The organism is Hydrogenovibrio halophilus DSM 15072, assembly GCF_000384235.1.
In the GTDB taxonomy this organism is placed as follows: Bacteria; Pseudomonadota; Gammaproteobacteria; order Thiomicrospirales; family Thiomicrospiraceae; genus Hydrogenovibrio; species Hydrogenovibrio halophilus.
Map to the genome: position 1 here is coordinate 1,034,595 of NZ_KB913033.1, position 24,709 is coordinate 1,059,303.

Below are 24,709 nucleotides of genomic sequence, written 5' to 3' on the forward strand. Positions count from 1 at the left end.
AACGATCAACTTAAATCGTTTTTTAGGATAAAAGAGTAGTGTCCCTTTTCTAGCTTTTTTTATGTGAGCAAACATAAAAACAGGGCACAGGTTGCCCCAAGACTTACATCAGGTGTTCAACGCATCCAAATCCGTGAAAAACCTGATCGCCTCACCCAAAAATTGAATGGTAATTCAAGTACAAAGGTCATGATTGGCTTTGTTGATCGAGGACAGTCTGAAGGAAGGCCTGACGATGTTTGGATTGGAATTGAGTAAGTTGAACCGCAAATTGCTTTGACCGACCAATGCTTTGGAAAGGATTAACCAAACGATCAATAAGCACTCAAAACTGGGGAAATTCTTTCCTAATTGTGGAAAGCTGGGAGCGACTGATAGGTTCGATTCTCTTGGAATAACCGGAATATGGGCTCGATACCATGTCCTATCATCAGCTTGGAACGGACAAGCTGAATTTTAACCGGTGAACTTTTGAACAATTTACAGAAAGAAACATGCTTAATCCCACATCATTATTTTTTTCAAAGTGTTGCGATTACTATCTGAATTCAGAAATCTAAAGGGAGTGAACAATGAACATTAATGCCAGCATCGTTGACCAGCGTTTAGAAGGCCTTGTTGAAGATCATAAAGATGCATTGACAGAGTTAGTAGGGCCGGACGCAATAAGGCAAAAATCGTTGGCGTTTGTTCTGTTGAGCGTAATGACATCGCTTGAGCTAGCCGCTGAAGAAGCATTTGAACTTTTAACCGAAGGTGGCAATGATGTTGGTGTTGATGCCATCCACCTTGGGGATGTTGATGACGGTGAGTTCACCGTTACGATTTTTCAAGGAAAATACACCCACAAAAATTTTGATGCGGAATCAAATTTTCCTGAAAATGGAATTAAAAATGCCATTAATATGGTCTCTGTTCTTTTCGACCCATCAAAATCACTGAGTTTAAACGAAAGATTAAAGCCCCGAATTGAGGAAGTGCGTTCTTTAATTCGTGATGGGTATATTCCAAATGTTCGCTTGATGCTCTGTAATAACGGTAAAAAATGGAAAAAAGAAGCCCAAGATTGGATTGATCAGTCTGGAATGAATAATGACCAAATCCAATGGGTTTACTACAACCATGACAATATTGTCGAGGTGCTTCAGCGCAAAAAAACTGTAAAAGATACGGTAACGCTATCTGGAAAAGCTATTATTGAAGATTTTAATTTTAGAAGAGTGTTAGTTGGGAAAATTGCTGTTCGGGAAATAGCTGAATTATTCAACAGGAATCATGACCTATTACTAGAACGCAACATCAGACGATATCTAGGATTACATTCTAATCGCGTCAATACTTCTATTCATGAGACACTCTCTGATACAGATAAGCAAAGTAACTTTTATTTCTTTAATAACGGCATCACTATGGTATGTCAAAAGTTTCGTCATAATGCGTTACAAGGTGATAACTACCAATTAAAACTTGAAAATATTCAGATTATTAATGGTGGACAAACTTGTAAAACCATTCAGCAAACGCTTAATGAACCAGACAACCAAAATAGCTATGACAACGTTTATGTCCTTTTGCGTTTATATGAGCTTGCTGAAGATGATCAGGGTTTTATACAAGAGATAACTTACGCTACCAATAGTCAAAATCCCGTGGATTTAAGAGATTTGCGTTCCAACGATCAAATGCAATATCAACTTGAAATAGGTATTAATCAGCTTGGATATACTTATAAACGTTATCGTGATGATATTGCCAGCAATAGTAATCAAATTACCAGTTCAATTACCGCAGAATCCGTGATGGCTGTATGGCGTAAAAAACCACATCAAAGTAAATTCAGACGTAGAGAGCTTTTTGGGAAACTGTACGAAGCGGTATTTAAAGACCTTAATGCAGCCCAAGCAGTTTTAGCGGTTCTGATTTTCCGTATTGCAGAAAACGAGCGTAAGCGGCCAACTGTATTAGATCCGGTGCCAGATTTTTTACCCTATTCGGCACATTACATGGCAATGATTGTTGGTCAAGAATTACTTTTGCAAAATAAATTAACGATAGATCAGGTTTCACATAAAGAATTTGAGGTCTTGATAGAATCTTTAGAAGAAAACAAAGCGATTTATTTAAAAAAGGCAGCGGATTCCATTAAACAAGCGCTTAGTCAAATATATGGTGAACGAGAAATTTCTTTGCAACAATTATCCGCTACCTTTAGACGCGGGGATTTACTAGAGTTCTTGCAAGTGCAAACGAAGCAAGTTAGTTGAAAATTGTAATCCGCAGAGATGTAATCGGAACAGGGCATGTCATGCGTTGTTTGACCTTAGCGAAGGCGTTAGCAGAAAAGGAAACAGACGGCTTTTTATTTACCGCATTAAGTTACAGGCGAGCAGGATGGCTGTTGTGGTTCAATAATTTCGGACACTCTTGTAAGATAATGTTTATCAAACGCAGGAGTGGAGCCAATGGAGAAGAAAAAGCCAACTCGCAATCGTTATACCGACGAGTTTCGTAAAGAAGGCGTTGCATTAGTCACAGAGCAAGGCTACAGCGTAATAAGAAGCTGTCCAATCGCTTGGATTGTCCGAACAACTGCTTTACCGCTGGGAATCAATGGGGTCAGACCCTTTTGATTACAAGGTTCTGGATGATGAGATCATTTTACTGGATTTGTTCAAGTGGTAAATCGGCATTAATGCGCGTTGTTCAATTAAGGCGGTTTTAACCAGGCCTGGTCAAAACTGGATATTTAAAAATTCTGGTAGAACCCAAATCAGGAGGTGGGAATATGCTGACGATGGAAGCACTGACGGCGTTTTTTGGCTGGTCCTCTGTGATCAATGTGGTGATTCTTTTGCTGTCAACGCTCAGTGTGATTGCCTTTCGCGGGGCGATTACCGGTTTGCATGCCCGATTGTTCGGGCTGGACGAAACCGATCTGGGCAGAGCTTATTTTCAGTATCTGGCGCAATACAAAATTGCGATCATTGTCCTGAATATCGCGCCTTATCTTGCGTTGAAAATGATGGCGGCATTCTGACTGAATGACCGAATCGATGGCTCTCTTTTCTGAGACAGAGGCGCCGGTTTTGCCCTTTTCACTGTCGGATGACATCAACGGTTCCTATCGTTGGGACGATCGGCTCAAGGTCTTTGTGATCTCCCTTCCCGATGGCGAATTGGTGTTTTCGGATGACTTTTTCGGTCGCAAAATCAGTGATCGATGTGTGGTGTATTTTCAGGAAAATGACCGCTTTGATGGGCCGAATACCGATTGGCGTGCGCTCAGCGATTCGGAACTGACAAAGACCCAATTCACCAATATTCGCTGGCAGCATGATCGGATCAGATTCTATGGCAAAGACATCCCTTTGCCCAGACTGACGGCCTGGTACGGTGAAGCAGGCAAGACCTACACCTATTCCGGAATCACGTCGCACCCCAATCCGTGGAACGAAGGGTTGCTGTATCTGAAAAACGCGGTCGAAACGGTCGCGCAGGAACGCTTCAACAGCGTGCTGTTGAACTGGTACCGAAACGGGCAGGACCACATGAGCTGGCATGCGGACGATGAAGCAGAGCTGGGTAAAAACCCAACGATTGCGTCGGTGAATTTCGGTGCGTCCCGAGATTTTGTGCTGCGCCGAAAGGGCGATCCGTCCAAAAAACTCACCATTCCCCTGAACCACGGCGCGCTATTGATCATGCGGGGTCCATTGCAGCATTTTTGGCAACACTCGGTGCCCAAACGAAAACGGGTGACCGGGTCTCGCTTTAATCTGACCTTTCGGCGGATCGTTTAGAAGCATGGATCAAAATCATCAATTTGCTTGCCGAGGCCGATGAAAGCCGGTTCTGTTCTTGCATGAGGGCAGGAAAACGACCCGGCCTGGTGATTTTTGAGTTTAATTCAGTCCTGCAAGCTGTGCGTTGATTTCATCCCGATCAAAAAGGATCAGAGGGTCCTGTGGGTTTTGATTGAATACGTCAAAAATCCACTCAAACTCTTCGGGCGTTTCTCCTTGGCGGATGCTTTTTACCAGATCGTTGAATAAGTGGATGCCACCACAGTCTTCAATCGGGCCGCTGCGCCGGCCACCGGTACAGAAGGCGATTTGACTGGCGAATCTGTCGGCCTGGCAAGGTTGGATTTTTTCCAGTGTGATGACAAATTCCCAGTCATCGCCAAAATCATAGACATAAAGGCACTGATTGCCTTCAATCGAAAGCAGTTGATGAAGCGGATAATCGACCTCTTCTTCCTCGGTCAAGGGTTCGGAAAACAGAGAGGCATGATCGGGGATGAATTGATGCAGGTGCAGATCAAACAGTCCGAAGGAGGCCTGAATGATCTGGTGCATCTGGGCAAGCGAAAGGGTATCGGGTACTTCGAGTCGCCGCCATACGGGCGGTTTGGCACCCTTGAGGGCGACTTTGAGCACATAGGTGAAGTTGGGTGTCGACGTTTTTGCCGGATGTTTGCGTCTGGTGGCTTCCCGGTCTTTCGGAAAGTCCAGCACATTATCGGCTGCGACCGGGTCGGCGACAAAAGGTTCGTCTTCCGGCGGGTTCATCAGCTCTCTGGGGTGCATGGTCATTGCCTGCAAATCAAAGAACCCTTCTGTGTCCACGCTGGGGTAACGCTGGCGGAACTCGTCCTCGCTGATCGGTTGCAACCTTGCCAGACCGCTTTGTTCGATCATATCCGCATATTGGGTCTGCGAAGTGCTTAACATTTCAAGTTCTTCGCGCTCGATCATGCCGGAGTCTTTTTTTTCCCAATGGCGCAATAACAGGTCTCGCATGGCCAGATGCCTGGACAATTTATCGCGCAACACGTCGGTGTCAGATTCAAACAGGTAATCGCTCCAGAATTCGAGCAAGCCTTCTGTGGCTACGTGGTTCTGGCTTTCTTTATCGAAGGTGATGCCATCCTCACAATCCATTTTGCGGGCGTGTTTGTAAATGTGCTGAGCAATGTGCATGTAAGGCTCCAACTCGATTTCATCCATCAGGGCCTGCTGGTAGAAATCATTGAGCTTGATTTCAGCCAGTGACAGCATTTCGATGAGCGTGCGGTATTGGGTTTTGGATAGATTCAAAATCATGACTTCACCATTTCTGCTTGTTTCTCTGATGTGTTGATGGCTGAGTTTACTGCACGCTAAATACGTTTTCCACCCACTTGGAACCAATATGGAATGGAGTTTGACAAGGCTTGGTGAGATTTCATGTATTGACTTGTTGAAGGCATAACTCCGTCTTGTATTTAATATTGTTTACGTATAATATTGTCGTAAAATTTTCTAGTAACCGGGAGAAAGTAAGTGCAAAAAACGCTGATTACCGCCATGATGGCAGCAATCTCAACCTCAGCGGTGGCCGCCCCCAACGGTGGCCCGCTGGGAACCAATATCGGCTATGGGGACAGCTCCAATAGCAATACCATCTATGGACCGATTGCCAACCCTTCCCACAACGCCCTGAATGTCTCTGACACCGATGGCTATCGTGTCGGGTTTGGTATTTCCGGTAACATTTCAATGAAGTCGAACGGCCTTGAAGGCTCTGAAGACTACATCGATACCAAGATTGATGGCATTCTGGACAAGTCGACTTATGATCCCCAGGATGCTACCGACCTGGCCGAAGCGATCAATGATTTCACCAAAAAGTATGACGAAGGCAGTTTGTCGGTATCCGGGGGCGTCACCGTCCCGATCCTGGTAAAGCATGATGTAATGGGAGGCGGCATTTCCTTTGATTATTCTCGCCAATATGCCGTCAAGGCACAGATGCACCGTGAAGGTAATGTAGCAGCTACCTATGTTGATGCCGATGAAATTACGGTAACCAAAAAAGGCGCAGGCATGGCCTTCCATTACAAGGAAGTGGACGAGTTTGCGCTGGGCTATGGGCGTGAAGCCTATTACCTCAACAAAAACAAATGGTATGACGGCGTTTTGAATGTGGGTGTGAGCGCACGTTACATCAATATGACCGCATCGGCCACGGCAATTGACTTTGGGCAGTACACCGAAGACAACCTGAAAAACAATAATCAGGATGCCGATGATTACCTGGATAACATCGAAAACGGCGCCTCTGACAGCAATATCACCGCTGACATCGGGGTTGATTGGACAGCCGACAACTTCATGGTGTCCTTGGCCGGTAAAAACCTGACCTCACCGACGTTTGATGTCGATGATCAGTCCACCGGTTATAACTTCGGTATCGATGACGAATACACCATGGAGCCGCGTTTCACCATGGGCGGCCAATGGTACAGCAACAATCGAAACTGGACACTGGCCGGCTCCATTGACCTCAATGAAGCCAATGACCTCAATGACAACGACACCCAGTGGTGGTCGGCATCGGCGAGCTACGCGACCAACAGCGCATGGTACATTCCAGACGCACGAATCGGGATGCGTGGCAATATGTCAGAAGACGGCTACAACTACGTGACCGCTGGCCTGACATTAGGCATGCTAACCATGGATGTGGCGACCACAACCACGGATTTCAGTGGCGTGTCGGACAATCAGGAAGACGAAGGTGTGATGGCCTCCGTCGGCTTGGAATTTGATTTTTAAGACAGACTGATTTTGGTAGTCCTCTTTAAGACCTGCACAAAATGCAGGTCTTTCTCATTACCTCAAGACTTTTAAATCATCCTCATAACCTGAACTGTCCCAGTTTTTTGACACCTCTGCTATAGTCACTCATTACCCAGTCTCAAAGTAAGTTTCAACTCTCTCTGTCTGAAATCGCTCATCAGTAATCATTTGATCGGTCAAAATGCTTGATGGATTTCTTTGACGAGTGGGGCAACGACGGTCTTGAACCGGTCGGAAATCATCGGGTTTTCCATGACGGCTTCCCAGAAGCGTACAGCGATTTCCAGAGCTGTTTCCTGCGCCTGATCGGACACATCAATGAACCGCGGAAGTTTGATTTCCGGGTTTCGAATCTCGCCTTGAACGGGCATGTAGGCCATTGGTAGCATGTCGTAAACCGGTGTCACGCCGGCCACCTGCAAGCCTTCCATAAAAAACGAAAGGTTCCCCAGGTGCATGTCCGTGTTGGCAATGTATTTGCCAAAGGCATGGGCCGTTTCGACGATGGATAGGTCTTGTTTCGAGATGATTTTCTGTTGCAAAAGATCTCGGGCAATTTCCGGCCAATCGCCGTTGATACCAGCGAAGGCGGCGTCCAGATATTTCAGGGAGACCACGCCCCGACGACCATATTTTTGCGTGCGGTCGAATCGGTTTATTTCCAGATAGAGGCGGTCATCCGCGTGCAAACGGGTTTCGGATGCGCTGATTCCGGCTTCGTTGAGTGAGGTCAAGGCCAAATGTTCGCAGACCATCAGGTCACGGTGGCGAACGGCGATCGGGTTGTCCTCCGAGCATAAAGGAGAGTATTTGACGATCAGATGGTTCTGACCGTTATAGAGCGTGAATTTGGGTTGTTCACCGGCGATGGAGGACCCCATGTTTTCTGGTTCGCGGTGAATGGCGTGGACGATGTCGCTATAATCGCCTTGCCCTCGAATCGGATGGTCCTTATCCGCGGCGAGAGCCGCCATGCGTTTTCCCAGAACCAGGTTCCCCTGAAGGTCGTCGCCATAGTGGGTCAGGTAGTGCCAGATCTGTCGATCGGACCAATCCTGACTTTTGGCCGTCAGTCGTGGATCGTGATTGGCAAGCTGCTTGAGATGGATGGCACCCAGAAAGCCCGAAGGGATCGCATCATACAAATAGTACGGCAAGCCATCATGACTTTGGTGGCCCGAATCCTGTACCAGCAAAGTGCGATCCTGGGGTTGACGGTAAAGATCGCCGAGTCGTGAAACCCGGCCATTGGCGTTGATTTCGTACAAGGGTTCGCAAGGCCAGGACGCATCCATCAGCGCAAACACGGTTTTGGGCCCAGCGCCCAGCTTCAGGACCGGCAGTTTCTTTAAGGTTCGGCTGACCGTGGGTTGGCTGATCCCGGTCAGTTTGGCCAGGGCCGATGCACTCAGGTTTTCGTACTGAAGCGCTTGCGTAATCCGTGTTTCATGACGCGCCATGAGGCCACCTGAATGGTTTTATGAATAGATAATTGAATAGTTTAATAAAGACAGGATGAATGTCAACAAAATAGATTTTATTGAATTATTTCAGTGGCCTGCGGATACATTCTTTCAAGTAGCATGCGCTCAGACGATTTTCATGAATGGTTACAGCACAAAAATGAATAGATAGTAAAGACAGCGTCCCCATTCAAAGCAAGAAGGGTAGAAATGAACCAGGCCTGGTCAAAACCCGGTTCAGTGGGCTTCGTCCCAGTTTTTGCCCTGGCCGATGTCCACGATCAGGGGCACATCCAATTTGAGCGCCGATTCCATGGTTTCGCGGATTTTGGGTTGGACCGCTTCCAGGTCTTTTTCTGCGACCTCAAAGATCAGTTCATCGTGGACCTGCATCAGCATGGTGATGTCGTGGTCGGTCTGATCCAGCCAGGGTTGGAGTTGGATCATGGCGGTTTTGATGATGTCGGCGGCGGTGCCTTGCATGGGCGCGTTGATCGCGGTGCGTTCGGCGTATTGGCGCAGTTGGCCGTTGCGCGCATTGATTTCGGGCAGGTACAGGCGTCGGCCTTTCAGGGTTTCGACATAACCTTTGTCTTTGGCCAGTTGTTTGGTGCGTTCCATGTAATCGGCCACGCCGGGATAGCGGGCAAAATACAGGTTGATATAGTCCTGAGCCACCGGGCGCGGCACTTGCAGCTGTTTGGCCAGACCGAAGGCGCTCATGCCGTAAATCAGCCCGAAATTGACCGCTTTGGCGCTGCGACGCTGTTCGGCCGTGACCTGATCCAACGGCGTGTTGAAGATTTCCGCCGCCGTGGCCTGGTGGATGTCTTTGCCCTCGGCAAAGGCTTTGAGCAGCCCTTTGTCGCCCGACAGATGCGCCATGATCCGCAATTCGATCTGTGAATAATCGGCGGCGATCAACTGATAGCCTTCGGGCGCAATAAACGCCTGACGGATGCGGCGGCCTTCGGCGTTGCGGATGGGGATGTTCTGCAGATTGGGCTCGGTCGAAGACAACCGCCCGGTGGAGGCTACGGCCTGTTGATAAGAGGTATGCACCCGCCCGGTTTTAGGGTGAATCTGTTTGGGCAGGGCGTCGGTGTAGGTGGATTTGAGCTTGGCCATGGAGCGGTATTGCAAAATCATGTCGGGCAATTCATAACCGTCTTCGGCCAGTTGCACCAGCACCGGTTCGGCGGTGGAGGGCTGGCCTTTGGGGGTTTTTTTGACCACGGGAATTTCCATGCGCTCAAACAGCACTTCCTGCAGTTGTTTGGACGAATTCAGGTTGAATTCGACCCCGGCGCATTCGTGGGCCGTGTGTTTGAGCTGGGTCAGCTTCTGGTCCAGTTCATAGGAGTGGTCGGCCAGCATCTGGCGGTCGATCAGCACGCCGGTGTGCTCCATTTGCGCCAGGACCGGCAGCAGGGGCATTTCAATCTCGCTGAATACGGTTTTCAGTGCGTCATCGGCCTGGAGTTTTTCCCACAGGGTCAGGTGCAGTTGCAGGGTGATGTCGGCGTCTTCGGCGGCGTAAGCGGCGGCCGGTTCGATTTCGATCTGGTTGAACGTTTTTTGCTTTTTGCCTTTGCCAGCGATGTCTTCAAAATGCACGGTGACTTTTTGCAGGTAAAACTGCGCCAGATCGTCCATATTGTGGCGGGTGGCGGTGCTGTTGTAGCAATAGGATTCGAGCATGGTGTCAAAGGCGATGCCGTCGAGCGTGATGCCCGCGTTTTTGAACACATGCCAGTCGTATTTCAGATTCTGACCGATTTTCTGGATGTTCGGGTCTTCCAGCAAGGGCTGGATCGCCGCCAGCGCGTCGGCCTTGTCGAGTTGCTCGGGCGCGCCTTCGTAGTCGTGCGCCAAAGGCAGGTAAGCCGCATGGATTTTATATTGACCACTGTCGGTTTGCTCCGCCCAGGCAAAGCTCAAGCCCACGATCTCGGCCTGCATCGCGCGCAGGCTGGTGGTTTCGGTATCAATCGCAAAACGTCCGGCGTCCTTCAACTGTTTTAACCAGGCCTGGTAAGTTTTGTCATCCAGAATGGTTTCATAAGGCGCCGATTCAAACTGGCTGGCCTGACCGGTCTCTCCCTCGGGCAAGGGGTTCTGCGGTGATGGGTTGGCGTTGTGGGCAGACGGCTTGGCTTTGCCGATTTTCTGCCCACTGAAGGGCAGTTCACCCTTGAGCACTTTATTGAGCCAGTTTTTGAGTTCGTATTTCTGCAACAGGGCTTGGAGCGCGGCCATGTCCGGGGTCTGGCGTTTGATGTCGGACAGGGCAATCGGCAGCTCGCAATCGGTGCGGATGGTGGTCAGTTTCTGTGAGAGTTTGAGCTGGTCGATGTTGTCGCGCAAGGTTTCGCCGATTTTGCCGCCGATTTCGTCGGCGTGTTCGATCAGATTGTCCACCGTTTCGTATTTCGCCAGCCATTTGGCCGCGGTTTTGGGGCCGCATTTGGGAATGCCGGGAATGTTGTCGCTGGTGTCGCCCACCAGTGCCAGATAATCAATGATCTGATCGGGTTTCACGTGGAACTTTTCGGGCACGGTCTTGGGGGTCATCAGAGTGTCGTTCATGGTGTTGATCAGGGTGATGTGATCGTTCACCAGCTGCGCCATGTCTTTGTCGCCGGTGGACAGCAGCGCGTCCATTTTGACTTCGGTGGCCTGATGCGCCAGCGTGCCCATGACGTCATCGGCCTCCACGCCTTCGACCATTAGCAGGGGAATGCCCAGTGCCTTGATCAGATCGTGAATGGGCGCAATCTGCAGCGCCAGTTCTTCCGGCATGGGCGGGCGATGGGCCTTGTAGTCGGCAAACATCTCGTGACGGAAGTTTTTGCCTTTGGCATCAAACACCACCGCAATCCGCTCGGGCTGATATTGTTCGATCAGCTTGCCCACCATATTGACCACACCGTAGATCGCGCCGGTGGGATGGCCTTCGGAATTGGTCAAGGGCGGCATCGCATGAAAGGCGCGAAACAGGTAGGAAGACCCATCCACCAGAATCAATGGGCTGTCGGAATCAAAGGTCAGGGCATTGTGGCTCATAAACTTGCAACTCTGTGAATTTTGGGGGTGCCGGGGGCTGTGCTAAAATAGCGCGGATTTTTTGACATTGGCGACTGCATAGAGTCTCGCCGTATTCTAACCTTTCCGGGAATTTTTGGCATGTCCGTTTATACCCAGGTAACCCGCACCGACCTACAGACGTTTCTGACCCGTTACGATCTGGGCGAGCTCACCGATTTTCAGGGCATCAGTGCCGGCATTGAAAACACCAATTATTTTGTCGACACCACCCGGGGACGGTTTGTGCTGACCATTTTCGAGCAGCACACGCTGGACGAATTGCCGTATTTTCTCAATATCATGGCGTTCATGGCCGAACATGCGATTCCCACCGCGCATCCGATGGCGGACCGGGAAGGGCGCTATCTGCAAACCCTCAAGGACAAGCCCGCTGCATTGGTGGAACGGTTGCAGGGTGCCGATCTGGACAATCCGACGCCGCGTCAGTGCGAAGTCATGGGCGAATGGCTGGCCAAATTCCATCTGGCCGGACAGGACTTTGACGATTTTCGGGCCAATGACCGCGATCTGGCCTGGGCCGAAACCACCTATTCGCGTCTGCAAACCAAGCTGCCTGCCGAAGAAACGGCTCTGATTGCGGATGAAATCGCGTTTCAGCAACAGACCGACTGGTCGCTGTTGCCCGTCAGTGTGATTCACGCCGATCTGTTCTGCGACAATGCGTTGTTTGATGGCGACGAACTGGCCGGGATCATCGATCTGTATTACGCCTGCAACGGGCCGATGCTGTATGACCTGGCGGTGATGATCAATGACTGGTGCCGCCGCCCGGATCAGACGCTGGATTCTGACAAGGTCGTGCGAACCCTGCAGGCCTATGAAACCGTGCGACCGCTGAGTGAGGCCGAACACAGCGCCTGGCTCAGTGTGCAACGCATGGGGGCGCTGAGATTTTATCTGTCCCGACTGCAGGACCAATACCAGCCACGCGAAGGCGAAATGACCCAGATCAAAGACCCGCAGGTCTTCGGAAAACTGCTGCAATCGCTGCGCGCTCAGGTGTGAGGCGTTTTTGACCAGGCCTGGTAAGAAATTGAGGTGACGGAAGGGGCGCTATTCCAGCGGGTCGGCCAGTGGCGAGAAGAGGTGGACCTGGTTTTTGCCATTGAGTTTGGCGTAATACAGCGCTTTGTCGGCTTTCAGGTTCAGTTTGCCCAGATCGTCCTGGGGTGAGGCCAGAGCGGCCCCGATGCTGACGGTGAGTGTCTGATTCAAGGCAAATGCGGCCTGAGCGATTTTGTGGCGAATGTTTTCCGCCAGATTCAGAGCCTGATCCTGACTGACTTCCTGCAACAGCACCAGAAATTCTTCACCGCCCCAACGGGCCACCACATCCAGCTTGCGGGTGCTGCCCAGCAGCAGTTCGGCAATCCGAACCAATACCTGATCCCCTTCTTCATGGCCCAGTGTGTCGTTGACCTCTTTGAAGTCATCGATGTCGATCATCAATATCGCAAAATGACGATTATAGCGTTTGAGGCCTTCCAGCGCCCGCACGGCGGCCGATTCGAAGGCGCGGCGGTTGATCAGCCCGGTCAGAGTGTCGTGGAAGGCCATTTCTTTCAGTCGACGTTCCATTTCGACTCGATAGGTGATGTCTTTGCCGGTGGACACAAAATGGGTAATCTCGCCCCGATCATTGTGAATGGGGGTGATGGTTTTTTCTTCGTAGTATTCGGAGCCGTCTTTGCGTTTGTTGACAAAGGTGTGGTTGAACACCTCGCCCTTTAAAACCGTGTTCCACAGGTTTTCATAAAAATGCTCGTCGTGCTGGCCCGATTGGAGAATGTTGTGTTTTCGGCCCAGAACGTCTTTGGCCTGATAGCCCGTGACGTTTTCAAACGCTTTGTTGATATAAATCGAGTTGCCATCCTTGTCGGTGATGGCGAGGGGATCGCCCAACTGCTCGATGGCCTGGGTAAACACGGCAATGTCTTCCTGAATGGCTTCGATTTCGGTGACATCCAGAAAACTGGCGGTAAAGACCGGGTGTTCAAAACTGGCATTGACCAGCAGTGTGATCGCTTCGCCGTCTTTGGTTTTGCCCTGTATTTTGACGTTGTCGATCGGGGCCTGATGGTGAATCACCGGGCGGAGGTGGCGCATGATGTCGAGCGGTTTGGGAAACAGCTTTTTCAGCCCGACTTTGGCCAGGGCGTCCACGTCTTCGTAGCCGAACAAGGCCACAAAGGCCTGATTGGCATAATGAATCTCGGCATCAAGGTCAAATTGCAGAATGCCGACCAGGCTCTGATTCAACAGCTCGGTGCAGGAGGCCAAAGTTGCTGGTCTGTGGGCGTGGGTGAACGTGTTTTCCAAAGAATTCATTGCTCGCATCAACGTGACTAAGAACCATTTTGGTTAAATTATATTGCTGATTTTAGTAACTTTGATCCAATTGTGCAAAAAATATTGACTGCCTGAAGGTGGTGAAAGGTTATACCAAATTTGTGCAAGATACTGTTTTTACATGGAAATCTTTGAGTTATCGTCGTATTCGTGATGACCACGGATGAGAAAAGCTTTGTTGCGGCATCAGGAGAGCCTGCTTGCGCAGGCTTGTCAGGTCTGGAGGATGGGATTCAGCGAATGAGTCGGTGTGCTCAGTCTGTGGGCGGTTTGTTTTCCGCGGCGTCGCGTTCGGCTTTTTTGCGGGCGATGGCTTCCCAGTCAATGTTGTTGCATTCCAGGCAGTCTTCCTTGAACACGCCCAGCTTGACCAGCAGCGCATGGACTTTGCAACCGACGCAATACCCCAGAATCGCTTCCAGCCACATAAAGCCCAGACACACCCAGACCAGTGTCAGCGGAATCCAGTCCGGCATGTAGTTTTCGGTGGTGGGCAGCAACTTGCTGCCAAAGAGGCCATTGACCCAATTGGCGAAGGTGTCGGGGTTGAAGAAAATCAGACAGACAATGATGAAACTGGCCCCGATGCTCCAGGCAAAACGTTTGGGGACCAGCGGTTTCCAGTTGGGCGCGTCTTTTTTGGCGAGCAGACTGGCGAGGTAAATGGTCGGCGACAGGCGCGAGGTGGTGACAAACAGACCGGCGAGCATTTCAAACAGGCCGTAGAACAGCACCCAGGTCTGGATGGTGTAGTCGTAAGCCCGTTGTGTGGCCTGGACTTCGTAAATGGTGTGCCATTCCCAGGTGGTTTCCAGTGTGTCCACCGCGGTGGTGTTTTCCAGCACGCTCCAGCTGGGACCGAAAATCACATCGGCCAGGGTGTAGGCCATGTACAGCGGGATAGCCAGCAGCATTCCCGCGCGGATTTTGACCGCATTGTCATTGATATAGGTCGGCGATTCCTTGGGGTCGCGGAACCATTGGTTTTTGAAAACGTCTTTCAGCTTGGCCAGCATCGCAGCGATCCTCTTTGATCATTTCAGTGACCAGTAATATAACGCTTTGCTTATAAAAAAATAAGTGGTTGAAACATCAAACTTTTTGATTGCGCAATTAATTGCTCTTACGCTTTTTTTACCAGGCGTGTATGAACACCAGGTTAGTATACGGGTCTGCTTCAATTGTAACGACCCAGAGAACGCTATGGCTTCCGATCTTCATTGGAGGTGCTGGAGGCTAAAAATTTTCGGGCCAGTGTTTCAGTTATTATCTGAATTCAGGGATCGTTGTTTGAGTCCAGAAGTTAACAATACAGAGTCTCTGTCGCCTCAACGGGTGATCAAGTTGATCACCAGCTGTTTGAGAGATGCAAAAGAGGTCGTGATGTTATTTCAAGAATCCAGCGTCGCATTCAAAGTCCTTGTACAACTGCCAAAGCCATCGATGAAACAGGCTCAAAGCTCAGCCGCAATCTGACCCGTCAATGGCGGAGAGATTATTTAGAACTTAAAGATCTCTCAAATCGAGACACAAGAAATACTCGGTGAGCCTGTAAATAATCCTGTGTAAACGCTTGCTTGGTCAGATATATGCTTTCAAGTGTTCCTCGTGAAGAATCATAAACTGGTTCATGGCCCGCATTCCAGTCCCGAATCAGCATGGTCCATTTTTTGAAGACGATTCAATGGCTAGAAAGATGATCTTGAACGCTGAATTGTCATGATTGAAGATCTTGCAGTTTTTCATGGTCAATCTTGTTTTTTATCTTTGTAACCGCTTCAATAAAATCAGTCAGTCCTTTACCGTCTTTTTGTTTTAAAAGAACCGGTCTAGTGGGTTTCCCGAGAAGTCTTTTTGTTGAATCGATTTGTTCTTGAATTGGAATAAAATAGCTATTTATGACACCGAAAACGAACAAATAGTCATGATAGATAAACCCAATATCTTTCCAGTTTTTACTGTGGCCTTTTTTTGTCAACCATTTATAGATTGATTTCTCTGTTATATTGGCATAGCGACGATCGAGATTATTAAAAGCGTCTTCACCAAAAATGTCCAATAAGTCTTGATATAGTTGTTTCGCAACATATTTGTGTAAAGCACTTTGAGAGTGAATCATTAGCTTATACAGCTCTGATTGTTGGCTAGTTGGTTGCCTAATTACGTATTCATCAAAATCCATTACCTTCTTCCATTTGTTATTAGGTTTTAGTCGATCTAATATTTTTTGATACTCTTCAAATGCATACCGGATATCAGGTTTATTCTCCGATTGTTTTATGCATTCCCTGACCCAGTTTTCCAAGCGAGGAAAATAAGGAAAGTGAAAATAAGGGACTTGGAACCCTTCAGGCAGCTTGAGCGCTGATAGCTCTTCTGGTGGGTTACCATCAAAACCATGCCAAATAAGCTCATCCCGGTCTGGCTCTGTTTGATCTGGTGAAAAATGAAACCCAATCAGACTTTCTGATTTTTGACTTGGAAATCGTTTTTTTGCTGACAAGTAAATCACAGCGATTTGACCTGTTACAACCGAATCGTGAAGGTAGTGTTGCTTAATTTTTTGTATATATCTTGTGATTTGGTATTTTTGATCAATGGCATTAATTTTATTTTCAATGATTAAAAAATTAATACCGTCAGTAATCATTAAATCGATATGGTTTTCCTCTTTAATGACTCTTATTTTTTCAATGTCTAAGTTTTTATGAATAGATTCAGGTATACAGCTTAATAAGGCTTCCAGATATGTTCGACCTTGGTAATGTAGTCCGTGCGGATTAATCATAGAGTAGATGAAATTAGAATGGAGCTGATTTTCATTTCCAGCTTTGAGAAGTGAGTGCAAAAGGCTGTAGTCATGTTCATTTCGATCTTTCATCTCCCGGTTATGGATTTCCAGTCTTGTTAAATGTTTTAAACCCATTTGCGCTAAGTTCTCAAAGTCCATTGGCGATCCTTCTGATAAGGTTTATTAATAACTAGTTTTATTATTTTTCAGGCTATTTAAAAGACTGGTATATTGATGATAATTTTTGAGAATTCTTAATCAATTCACTCCTCAAAGCATTAGGTTGCAGAACTTCAACTTCCGCACCCAGACCCATTAACCACCATCGAAGTTGATTAGTGTTCTGGACCGAAGCCTTTAAGAAGTAGTCACCTTCCCTCTGTTCAATCACCTGATCAGTTGAAAGCCTACTCTCTACCAAATGCGGATAGAGTCCCGCGCTTATTTTAAGTTGCAGCGTGATCCATTCTTCTTGCTCGACCACATATTCAAAGTGCCCTTGTCTGACATAGTCATCCAGATCAAACCCATCAAGCTCATTAACCGGGTTTTCTGACAATTCAACTCCTCTAAACCGGTGCAGTGCAAACTGCTTTACATCTTCATACTCCCACAGTGTGCAAACCAGATACATCACCTGGTCGACCACCACCAACCCAAGGGGGTTGATCACATAATCTCTAGGGTCGCCACCACGGGGTTTGTAATGGGCTTTTATTTGTCGATCTGACAGCAGTGCTTCATATACACTCGACAGAATCTGTGGGTCAATCTCCGGGCTGTGTAGCGGCTGTGTCCGTGATACATAGCGGACTTTTTGAGTCCAGTCACTCAACTGGTTGTTAGGGAGACTGTTGAGGATACGATCGGCATAGTCAAAATAGGAACCCAGCTCGGTCATGGTGCTGGGTGGCATAAACCGTTCCAAAAACAGCTTGACCATTCGAAAGCTCAGCGCCACCGAGGGCGACATTTCCGGCAGTTCAAATTTCTCAGCGTCTTTTTGCCAACACCAGCCAGGGATGTCTTTGTTGCCATCATTTTCAATCGGAAACAGTCTGGCCAACGCTTTCAAGTCACGTTGAAGCGAGCGCCGGTCGATTTCAAACCCCTGGTGTTTTAAGTCTTTAAACACATCCGAAACGGATTTTCTTGCAGGGGCTTTGGGCAACGCACGAAGCGTTTGGATTTTTCGGTAGCAGGTATCGTTCATAGATCTACTTCTTGGGAATCGTTGGTTTTGTCTTTAATCATGAATCAAGTCTTCATGGCTTGGGCCCCAAGCCAGCAAAAAAGTTATTTATTCAATATTTCGTTGTTCACCATGGCTGGCAAGTTCATCCAGCTTTTGATAAATCTTGACCATGGCAAGTGTATCCAAGCGGCAATAGGCCAACAAGTCACGCCGAATTTGTTCACGTTGGCTCGGATCTTTCAACCGGTGCAGTTTGGCAAAGGTGTCCATGGCCATTCCGCCATTTTGAATGTTGAGTTGTTTGTAATCCAGCTCCGGGTCATTTGGGAACATGGCTGGCAAAACGGACTTGATGGAAAAACTGCCGTTAAAATCCGGGTGGTAATAGGACTGGTTTCGAAATGGTTTGATTAAATCCTCAAACCGTCCGTGTATGTCCAGAAGCACGTCCTTGTGTTCGGGAAAACGTTTGGCCAATTCTCTTATGATCCGCTTTTCAAAAGATTGGTTAAAGGCGACTAACGTGCCGGTTGGCAAAATGTCCCGTTCCATTTGCTTGACCAGTTCGTATCGGGGATCTGAATGTTCATCGCCTAAAAATTCCTTGTGCTCCAGTCGACCGTCTTCATGCAGGATGTGAAGAGAATACTGAAAAGCCATTTGTTGGTAGGGCGACTGATTATCAAAGCGTGGAATGGCTTCTTGAAAGGTTTCAAAATCGAAGAAGTGCAATGGAAATTGAAGCTCCTTCAGAAAGGACGCAATGTTTTCAGGCTGGAAAACGATCTCCGGATCCGTGGCGCTACGCACTTGCAGGCGTTGAACAGAGGTTAGTTTTTGTTTTATCGGGATTTGGTCCAGTGCCACGATCCCTTGGTGATAGAGTTGAAATTTTGTATTGGCATTCATTCGATACAAATTAAAAACCGATGGCTTGGGAATGGCCTGCCAGCAATGGTGCTTAAAGTCACAACTGTGTGGCGATGAACAGTGTGGTCCAATGTCAATGACAGGTTCATCGCCTTTTAGCATGGTTTCCATCTCAGCGATTGCTTCAGGGACCTGAGGCTGTTTGTCGAGCACATGATCGGTGATCTCTGTGATCGAAAAAAGCCGGTCAATTTCAAGCTCACCTTGGCGCACATAGCTCGAATTGACGTGGACGATAAACGCACGCCCCAAATTCAGAACCTGTGATAAGGCATACCACTGTACTGAGGCATCATCGAGATGATAAGTTTTGACCTTCGTGGATGCCTTGACCTCATAAATATCCCAGCGATCCCCATTTTTGACCAAAATGTCGGCCATGGCAAAGACTCCGGATTGTTTGAATGCGGCCTCATAAATGATGGTTTCGCCATCATTGATCCATTGGCGGGTTTGATCAATCATACCCCGAAAGTCAGATGGATCAAATTCAACCAGCTTTCCACCGGGAAAGAGCTCGCAGGCAAGGTCCCCGACATGGTCGCCGGTCTCAAAAAGTGCGGCTTGTTGAGCGGTGGGTGCCTTGATAAGCTCTTTTCGATGTTTGTACAGCCATAGCGCCTTATGACACTGCAGGCCTCGAACGTATTGGGACTTCGATAGCATTGTGTTTCCTGGTTCGTGATCACAACCAGCCGTGATCCAATTGTAAATTGATTCGTAGTTTTGCCGTGTTTCGATCCCTATCTTACGCAAAAAATCGCTGCTGTTTCATCTTTCATTTGGTTGAGAGGGCCCGTAATCGTTCCAGTAATGCTTTTTGGTATTTCGGATGGTCGTTGTTTTGCGCTCTTGGGTGGGCGATGCGAAAGCAACGAATCCCAGCCGATTCAAATTCCCAGAAGGTTCTTTTGACCAGAGGCTGGATGGTTTTATGCGGTTCAAAATGAGTGCGAAAGAGTCTTTTGATCAAAGGATCGGTCTTCTCTATTAACCCACCGGCAAAGATGATCACATCGGGTTGGAAGTGCTTAATCTGAACGGCCAACAACGTCAACGAAAGGTCGATCAGTACTTCGCGCTCATGTTTGGGCCGATGAATAAAAGATCCCTTGTTGTAATCCCATGCAAACAGGTTGGCATACACCACGGCGTCCACCGGTTGTCCGATGGCGTCGGCCACCTCGATAAAAAATCGCTGAAAGTGACTTTGGTTTTTACGTTTTTTTAGACCATTTTCCCGGCTAGAGTAATGGGATTCATAGCGGCGTATGGCTTCATCGATAATCGTGTCTAGTTCCTCTTTCTCCTGATGTGTAATGGTCTAATAAAGTTGGAAGTTGTGATAGCCTTCCCAAACTGTTATTCAGGAGACCACAATGTCAAAAACAGGATCTAAACGCAAAGGACGACTCAACATCAGTCCAAAACAAAAACTGGAATATGCCAAGCTCATGATCGAGGATGGTTATACCAACAAACAGATCATGGAATTGTCCGGTGCCTGTGCCTCGGCGGTGACTCGCTGGAAACGACAATACCGTCAGGAGCTTAACGGCGAGATCCCTGAAGGCAAAACCGCGCTGACCGAAGAGCATCGACGCATTCAGGAGTTGGAACAGCAACTGGCTGACGCCAAGCGGGACAATGCCCTGTTAAAAAAGGCCACCGCCTTTTTCATTCGCGACAATCCAGCATTACAGTGATTGGGCAGATGAAAAAGGCAGACCCAAAACTGACCACTCACCAGCTGTGCAGGCTGTTTGACGTGGCGATCTCGACCTACTATTACCAGATGCAAACGAAACCCGCCAACCGATCAGATCAAGAGGTCATCCAAGCGATGCACAGGCTTCATGAACAGACCCATGGCACCTATGGTCGCCGACGCATGAAAATCGCTCTGGCGCTGGACGGGATGCAGGTGGGGCACTTTAAAATCAGTCGGTTGATGAAAGAACAGGGACTGGTTGCCAAGGCACCTAAAAAGCCCCATTACTACCGCGGCGGCAATGCACACCCGACGACCGCCAACCTTTTAGACCGTCAATTTAATCCCGGCACCGTGAACACCCACTGGGTTGGTGACATCACCTACATTCGAACGCATCAAGGCTGGAGTTACCTGGCTACTGTGATGGATCTGGGCAGCAGAGAAGTTGTCGGTCACGCTCTGTCGACAACGCCAGATGCTCATCTGGCCAAACAGGCATTGACGGATGCCATTACCCGAATACAGCCTAATACCAGAAACCTGATGTTTCACTCAGATCAGGGCGTGCAATACAGCGCCACAATCTTTACCAATGCTTTGGCATGGCACGAAATTACCCCCAGCATGAGCCGACGGGGCAACTGTTGGGATAATGCCGTTCAGGAACGATTCTTTCGCAACCTGAAAACCGAGCGTTTAAACGATCTGAGTTTTATCAACCACCAATCTGTCGTGACGGCTGTTGAGCAATACATTCGATTTTACAACTATCGCAGATTAAATTCCGCCATAGGTTACTTGACGCCAAACATGAAGCGGCAGGAAATGGCCAATGCGGCTTAGAACGCTTCCAAAAAAACTTGACCATTACAAGGCGCTTTTAATCGATGTAATCCCTTGAGCTCTTTTTTGCTGTTCCAGCCAGCTGTCTCTCGGCCCACAACCATGATTTTTAAGGGAGCTGATAAATACGGCTCAAATGGCTCGGGTAGGAAAACACCGGAATAATGGTCTTCGCTGATCGGTGGCAGAGGATTTACATCAAATGATGAAAGCACATCCAGGTATGCCTGTTTGAGTTCGTAAAAATTGTTCATACGGTAAGAGTTCCTTTCAAAGTCACGATAAATTGTTTGCAGACGCCTTCGTCCGATCAGAATGATCGCGGTGATGGTTGTGAAGATGGCCCCCGTGAAGGCGACATGAAAAACCCACTCAAACATGAATGCAAAGGTGCTTAGGTGAGTAGGGTTCGGGAAAATCGATCACCTTAATTTTGGGATCCGCTAATGACAGGCCATCTTCATCAAACCAGTAATACGCCTTGATTGTCCAAAGTTTTGACGCAATCTGAGTTAAGAATTCGGCGTGTGTCAGGGCGTCTTGGTAGGTTTTAAAACCATGAAAGAAACTGGCTTCAAAGCCTCCTCCTTCCACGCAGGGGTTATAGATATACAGGCTTCCCTGAACGTCAGGATTTTCAGTGACCGTTAGATGTTGCAAACGACCAACAGCCCTGAAGAAAAAGTAATCATCAAAGCTTTCATTCAGCAACAGAAGTTCATAGTCGTAAAGTTGTTGGGGATTGATTTGGAACCAGTTCATGAGGTGCTGGACTCCTTATCCTTAAAGAAGGTTGGTTTGTCTTGGGTCACGTCTTGAATGAATGTTTGTGCGTCTTTGTCCAATTCAATGCGAAGAGACAAAAGCAAAAAGATCACCGCGAGTATGACCGCAGAGGTCGCAATAAGAATGATCGTCCTTTCAATCGGTGGTCCCTGCAGTACAGGTGTGGTCAGAGCCATCAAAGGCATGACAAACAAAAACAGGGTGTTAAACAGAAATCGCATCAGACCATGCATTTCGGGCAGGTGCTCATGCCGATCAAGCAAGCGTTCCAGTGTCTGCCTGTTTTCACGGTTGATTGGCTGCTGTTTGATCTGATCAAGATCAATCACATGTTCGAATGAAAATTTAAGCTGAAGCGTAAACAGGCGCGTATTCATTCGTTTTAGTGCCCAGCCAATCAGTAGGTACCAAACGACCATCATAGCGAGATAAGCCCAATTGGTCGGAGAGACTAACTGATCACCCATGTTCTGCCAAAAGAACGAGCCCTGAATGGTGATGCGACTGATCACCGGCGCCAATAGGTAGGCGATGATCGCTGAGATCAAGAGTAATGAGCCCACCTCTAATTCGGGGATCCATTTATAGGTACGAAGGCTTGTGTGATTATCCGACCGCGTTTTCATTTTGTCTCCTTATCCAATCTTTGTTGCGAATTAGTCTATCGAGGACAGGGTCGGCGGGATAGTCTGGCAGGAATGATTCGCGACAATAGTTGTCGCAACAGGAGTGGTTTGTTTCCGATTAAGCCGAACCGAGCGGATAGCGACAGCTGATGTCGCGATGGTGCAGTGGCGCGCTTTTCTTTATTTTTATTTGCGACAAAATCTAGGCTCTTTCTAACTTTTTAACTTCGCGAGCTTCACCATGAAATATGCAACGCCGGAACAGACCGCTTTACGTGTGAAACAACATAATGAGCAGCAAAGGGCCATTAAGCGCGATAAACCGTATATCCCCTTGGAGATCCCAGCTGGTATCGACACTTCAGGAAAAGAGTGGCAGCTCCATTGCCTGGCAATGAACATCCTGAATGAACCCACATCAGCCAAAAGAGAGGCGCGAATCAATGAGCTTAAGGTAAAAAATCCACGTTTATACGATGAGCTGTTGCCAAAAATGAAGGAACTGAAAGAAAGGTTTTGGGTAAGTGGGTTAGAGGCAGGTTTGGAAAACCACAGTTCTCATTGAAGATAGGGTAGTGTTTAGAAAACCGCGCCATTTCGCTATTATCTGCATAACGTTCAGAAATGACATATAGCAGAAAAGTTTGATTCTGATCAGGCATTGGGTCAATTTGTTCCGGCCAACCCTTAACAACCAATTATCTAACCGAAAAACCAAACCTTAACCTCACCAGGCCTGGTTAAAAACACCTTTGGGCCTGTTTAAGCAGTCAGAATCAGCCAGGTGGAAAGGCTTAGGGGCGACGTAAACATGGTTATGTTGGCCTTTTAGTGTGCCGGATCGACAATGCCGCCCAGACTGGTGTTGCAGCGAAACCAACCGGCAATGCTGACACGGGGGTGTTGCGTTGGCAGAACCTCATGCGGAAAGTCTTCGCTCAGAAACACCACCATCTTGCCCATTTCCGGCAGAATGCGGGCCAGGGGTTGTTCGATTGTCGACGCGTCTGGCGGCTCGTTGGCGGCGTCGGTCAGATCACTCACACGCGGCCAAATGACCAGTTCACCGCCCCAGTCCGCTTGCCAGTCGGGATTGAGATAGACCACGGTGGTGACCATGCGATTGGCCCGGCCTTTGAAGCTGTCGAGGTGTTTTTTGTAAAAATCGCCCTGCTCGTAACGGGCAAAATGGGCTTCGTATTCGAACAGCCCCAGAAAAAAGGCCTGATTCAAAGTGTCTTTCATCTGTGCCATCTGTTGCAGAAATTGGGTCTGGGCCAGACTCTTTCCATCCAGCCAGCGGATTTTGTCGCGTCGGATTTCGGCATTGCGCTGATGAATGCTGCCCCGTCCGATCCCGGCCGGAGCCAGTTTGTCGGCGCGAGCGTAAGCTTCGGATTCCTGCAGCAGTTGCTGGCACAGTTTGGGCGACAGGGCTTGAGGCCATTCGTACCAGCCTTGCGAGGCCAGGGCGTCCAGCATCGCGTCCATATTGCCCGGGGGCGGTGTCGGGTGTTCAATGCGCTCGATTGTCATGGCGGGGTCTCTTGAAACGTCCGATGCTCGACCTCAGTAAAGAGGTGTGACGCCTGCAAAGGAGCTCAGGGTCAGGCAAAACGGACAAAAGGGGTGTATTCAATTATTATCGCTGAAAGCCATCGGTTTCCCTAGCAAATTCTCGATGCGGGCATTTGTGAAAGCTGTATAACTTTGTTAGGCTGGTAATCGAAATCGATAAAACAACCAGTTAGGAGGTTTGTATGGATATTAATATCGGTATTAATCAAAAAGATCGTAAAGCCATTGCAGAAGGTTTGTCTCGTCTTCTGGCCGATTCCTATATGCTGTTTCTGAAAACGCATAACTACCACTGGAATGTGACCGGGCCGATGTTCAATTCCTTGCACCTCATGTTTGAGGAACAATACACCGAATTGTTTACCGCTGTGGACGAAATCGCCGAGCGCATTCGGGCTTTGGGCGAAGTCTCACCCGGTACCTTCGAAGAATTTGCCAAACTGACCAGCATCAAGGAAAACACCGCGCCTTGTGCGGCCGAAGATATGATCAAAGATCTGGTCGTGGGTCAGGAAACCGTGACCAAAACCGCCCGCAGTATTCTGGATGCGGCAGGAAAAGCCGATGACGAGCCCACCGTCGATCTGCTGACCCAGCGCATGCAATTGCACGAGAAAAACGCTTGGATGCTGCGCAGCTTAGTGAACTGATTACTCAACTGATCCAAGCGTCACAAAACAACAGAACCCCGGTTTTTATCGGG

Annotated in this window: 21 protein-coding genes and 1 pseudogene; 8 read left to right on the forward strand and 14 right to left on the reverse strand. The window is 48.4% G+C overall.

Features of this window, described 5'->3' with window-relative positions; all coding sequences use genetic code 11:
• Window positions 1–572 precede the first annotated feature (572 nt).
• The 3 genes from A377_RS0104955 (at window position 573) to A377_RS0104970 (ending at window position 3,800) form a co-directional block, all read left to right on the forward strand.
• Window positions 573–2,264 (forward strand): AIPR family protein, encoded by a 1,692-nt coding sequence (locus tag A377_RS0104955; protein ID WP_019895092.1) that lies wholly within the window; start codon window positions 573–575, stop codon window positions 2,262–2,264.
• Window positions 2,265–2,785: 521 nt separating this feature from the next.
• On the forward strand, window positions 2,786–3,037 hold the full coding sequence (locus tag A377_RS0104965; RefSeq protein ID WP_019895094.1) for a DUF6868 family protein: 252 nt from the start codon (window positions 2,786–2,788) through the stop codon (window positions 3,035–3,037).
• 16 nt (window positions 3,038–3,053) lie between these two features.
• The gene (locus A377_RS0104970; RefSeq protein ID WP_028485276.1) at window positions 3,054–3,800 is read left to right on the forward strand and encodes an alpha-ketoglutarate-dependent dioxygenase AlkB family protein; all 747 of its coding nucleotides are present in this window, start codon (window positions 3,054–3,056) and stop codon (window positions 3,798–3,800) included.
• 102 nt (window positions 3,801–3,902) lie between these two features.
• Here the strand turns inward: A377_RS0104970 and A377_RS12690 are convergent, their stop codons facing one another.
• On the reverse strand, window positions 3,903–5,105 hold the full coding sequence (locus A377_RS12690; protein WP_019895096.1) for a plasmid pRiA4b ORF-3 family protein: 1,203 nt from the start codon (window positions 5,103–5,105) through the stop codon (window positions 3,903–3,905).
• A gap of 219 nt (window positions 5,106–5,324) precedes the next feature.
• On the opposite strand from A377_RS12690, the gene traF reads away from it, so the two are divergent.
• Entirely contained in the window at window positions 5,325–6,599 is a 1,275-nt protein-coding gene (gene traF / locus A377_RS0104980) for a conjugal transfer protein TraF (RefSeq protein ID WP_157760742.1), read from the forward strand.
• A gap of 200 nt (window positions 6,600–6,799) precedes the next feature.
• Here the strand turns inward: traF and A377_RS0104985 are convergent, their stop codons facing one another.
• Both A377_RS0104985 and polA read right to left on the reverse strand, forming a co-directional pair.
• Window positions 6,800–8,083: a HipA domain-containing protein gene (locus A377_RS0104985; RefSeq protein WP_019895098.1), complete on the reverse strand. Its 1,284-nt coding sequence runs from the start codon at window positions 8,081–8,083 to the stop codon at window positions 6,800–6,802.
• A gap of 240 nt (window positions 8,084–8,323) precedes the next feature.
• Window positions 8,324–11,152, reverse strand: a complete 2,829-nt coding sequence (gene polA / locus A377_RS0104990; RefSeq protein WP_019895099.1) for a DNA polymerase I — start codon at window positions 11,150–11,152, stop codon at window positions 8,324–8,326.
• A gap of 120 nt (window positions 11,153–11,272) precedes the next feature.
• On the opposite strand from polA, the gene A377_RS0104995 reads away from it, so the two are divergent.
• A complete protein-coding gene (locus tag A377_RS0104995; RefSeq protein WP_019895100.1) occupies window positions 11,273–12,199 on the forward strand; it encodes a homoserine kinase in 927 nt (308 codons plus the stop codon).
• Between the two features lie 48 nt (window positions 12,200–12,247).
• Here the strand turns inward: A377_RS0104995 and A377_RS11895 are convergent, their stop codons facing one another.
• The 7 genes and pseudogenes from A377_RS11895 to A377_RS0105025 all read right to left on the reverse strand — a co-directional run bounded on the left by A377_RS11895 (window position 12,248) and on the right by A377_RS0105025 (window position 19,642).
• Window positions 12,248–13,474, reverse strand: coding sequence for a sensor domain-containing diguanylate cyclase (locus tag A377_RS11895; RefSeq protein ID WP_169338008.1), 1,227 nt, complete (start codon window positions 13,472–13,474; stop codon window positions 12,248–12,250).
• A 323-nt stretch (window positions 13,475–13,797) separates the two neighbouring features.
• A complete protein-coding gene (locus tag A377_RS0105005) occupies window positions 13,798–14,559 on the reverse strand; it encodes a DUF4395 domain-containing protein (RefSeq protein WP_019895102.1) in 762 nt (253 codons plus the stop codon).
• A 565-nt stretch (window positions 14,560–15,124) separates the two neighbouring features.
• Window positions 15,125–15,283, reverse strand: a pseudogene (locus A377_RS13415) (IS256 family transposase); the annotation flags it as partial.
• Window positions 15,261–16,493, reverse strand: coding sequence for a PDDEXK-like family protein (locus A377_RS12695; RefSeq protein ID WP_019895104.1), 1,233 nt, complete (start codon window positions 16,491–16,493; stop codon window positions 15,261–15,263). The gene A377_RS12695 and the pseudogene A377_RS13415, both read right to left, overlap by 23 nt.
• A 52-nt stretch (window positions 16,494–16,545) precedes the next feature.
• The gene (locus tag A377_RS0105015) at window positions 16,546–17,547 is read right to left on the reverse strand and encodes a helix-turn-helix transcriptional regulator (RefSeq protein ID WP_019895106.1); all 1,002 of its coding nucleotides are present in this window, start codon (window positions 17,545–17,547) and stop codon (window positions 16,546–16,548) included.
• Window positions 17,548–17,634: 87 nt separating this feature from the next.
• Window positions 17,635–19,125, reverse strand: coding sequence for a DUF2779 domain-containing protein (locus tag A377_RS0105020; protein WP_033422833.1), 1,491 nt, complete (start codon window positions 19,123–19,125; stop codon window positions 17,635–17,637).
• Window positions 19,126–19,237: 112 nt separating this feature from the next.
• Window positions 19,238–19,642: a hypothetical protein gene (locus A377_RS0105025; RefSeq protein ID WP_019895108.1), complete on the reverse strand. Its 405-nt coding sequence runs from the start codon at window positions 19,640–19,642 to the stop codon at window positions 19,238–19,240.
• Between the two features lie 196 nt (window positions 19,643–19,838).
• On the opposite strand from A377_RS0105025, the gene A377_RS0105035 reads away from it, so the two are divergent.
• Window positions 19,839–21,016 (forward strand): IS3 family transposase gene (locus tag A377_RS0105035; RefSeq protein WP_096777466.1). Its coding sequence is split into 2 segments (ribosomal slippage): window positions 19,839–20,136 and window positions 20,136–21,016, totalling 1,179 coding nucleotides; the frame shifts between segments, so codons are not numbered across the junction.
• On the opposite strand, the gene A377_RS0105040 is transcribed toward A377_RS0105035, so the two are convergent.
• Genes A377_RS0105040 through A377_RS0105050 form a run of 3 tightly spaced genes read right to left on the reverse strand, consistent with a single transcriptional unit; the run spans window position 21,013 to window position 22,428 of the window.
• Window positions 21,013–21,396 carry a hypothetical protein gene (locus A377_RS0105040; protein WP_019895109.1) on the reverse strand — a complete coding sequence of 128 codons (384 nt, stop codon included), beginning with the start codon at window positions 21,394–21,396 and terminating at the stop codon, window positions 21,013–21,015. The two genes, A377_RS0105035 and A377_RS0105040, sit on opposite strands and share 4 nt — an antisense overlap.
• Window positions 21,389–21,778 carry a hypothetical protein gene (locus A377_RS0105045; protein WP_019895110.1) on the reverse strand — a complete coding sequence of 130 codons (390 nt, stop codon included), beginning with the start codon at window positions 21,776–21,778 and terminating at the stop codon, window positions 21,389–21,391. Before A377_RS0105045 ends, A377_RS0105040 begins: the two co-directional genes overlap by 8 nt.
• Window positions 21,775–22,428, reverse strand: coding sequence for a hypothetical protein (locus A377_RS0105050; RefSeq protein WP_019895111.1), 654 nt, complete (start codon window positions 22,426–22,428; stop codon window positions 21,775–21,777). The genes A377_RS0105045 and A377_RS0105050 overlap by 4 nt, the downstream gene beginning before the upstream one ends.
• A 241-nt stretch (window positions 22,429–22,669) precedes the next feature.
• Here A377_RS0105050 and A377_RS0105055 point away from each other — a divergent pair, with 241 nt between their 5' ends.
• A complete protein-coding gene (locus tag A377_RS0105055; protein ID WP_157760744.1) occupies window positions 22,670–22,993 on the forward strand; it encodes a hypothetical protein in 324 nt (107 codons plus the stop codon).
• Between the two features lie 263 nt (window positions 22,994–23,256).
• On the opposite strand, the gene A377_RS0105060 is transcribed toward A377_RS0105055, so the two are convergent.
• Window positions 23,257–23,964: a 2OG-Fe(II) oxygenase gene (locus A377_RS0105060; RefSeq protein WP_019895113.1), complete on the reverse strand. Its 708-nt coding sequence runs from the start codon at window positions 23,962–23,964 to the stop codon at window positions 23,257–23,259.
• Between the two features lie 224 nt (window positions 23,965–24,188).
• On the opposite strand from A377_RS0105060, the gene A377_RS0105065 reads away from it, so the two are divergent.
• Entirely contained in the window at window positions 24,189–24,656 is a 468-nt protein-coding gene (locus tag A377_RS0105065; RefSeq protein WP_019895114.1) for a Dps family protein, read from the forward strand.
• Window positions 24,657–24,709: the final 53 nt, after the last annotated feature.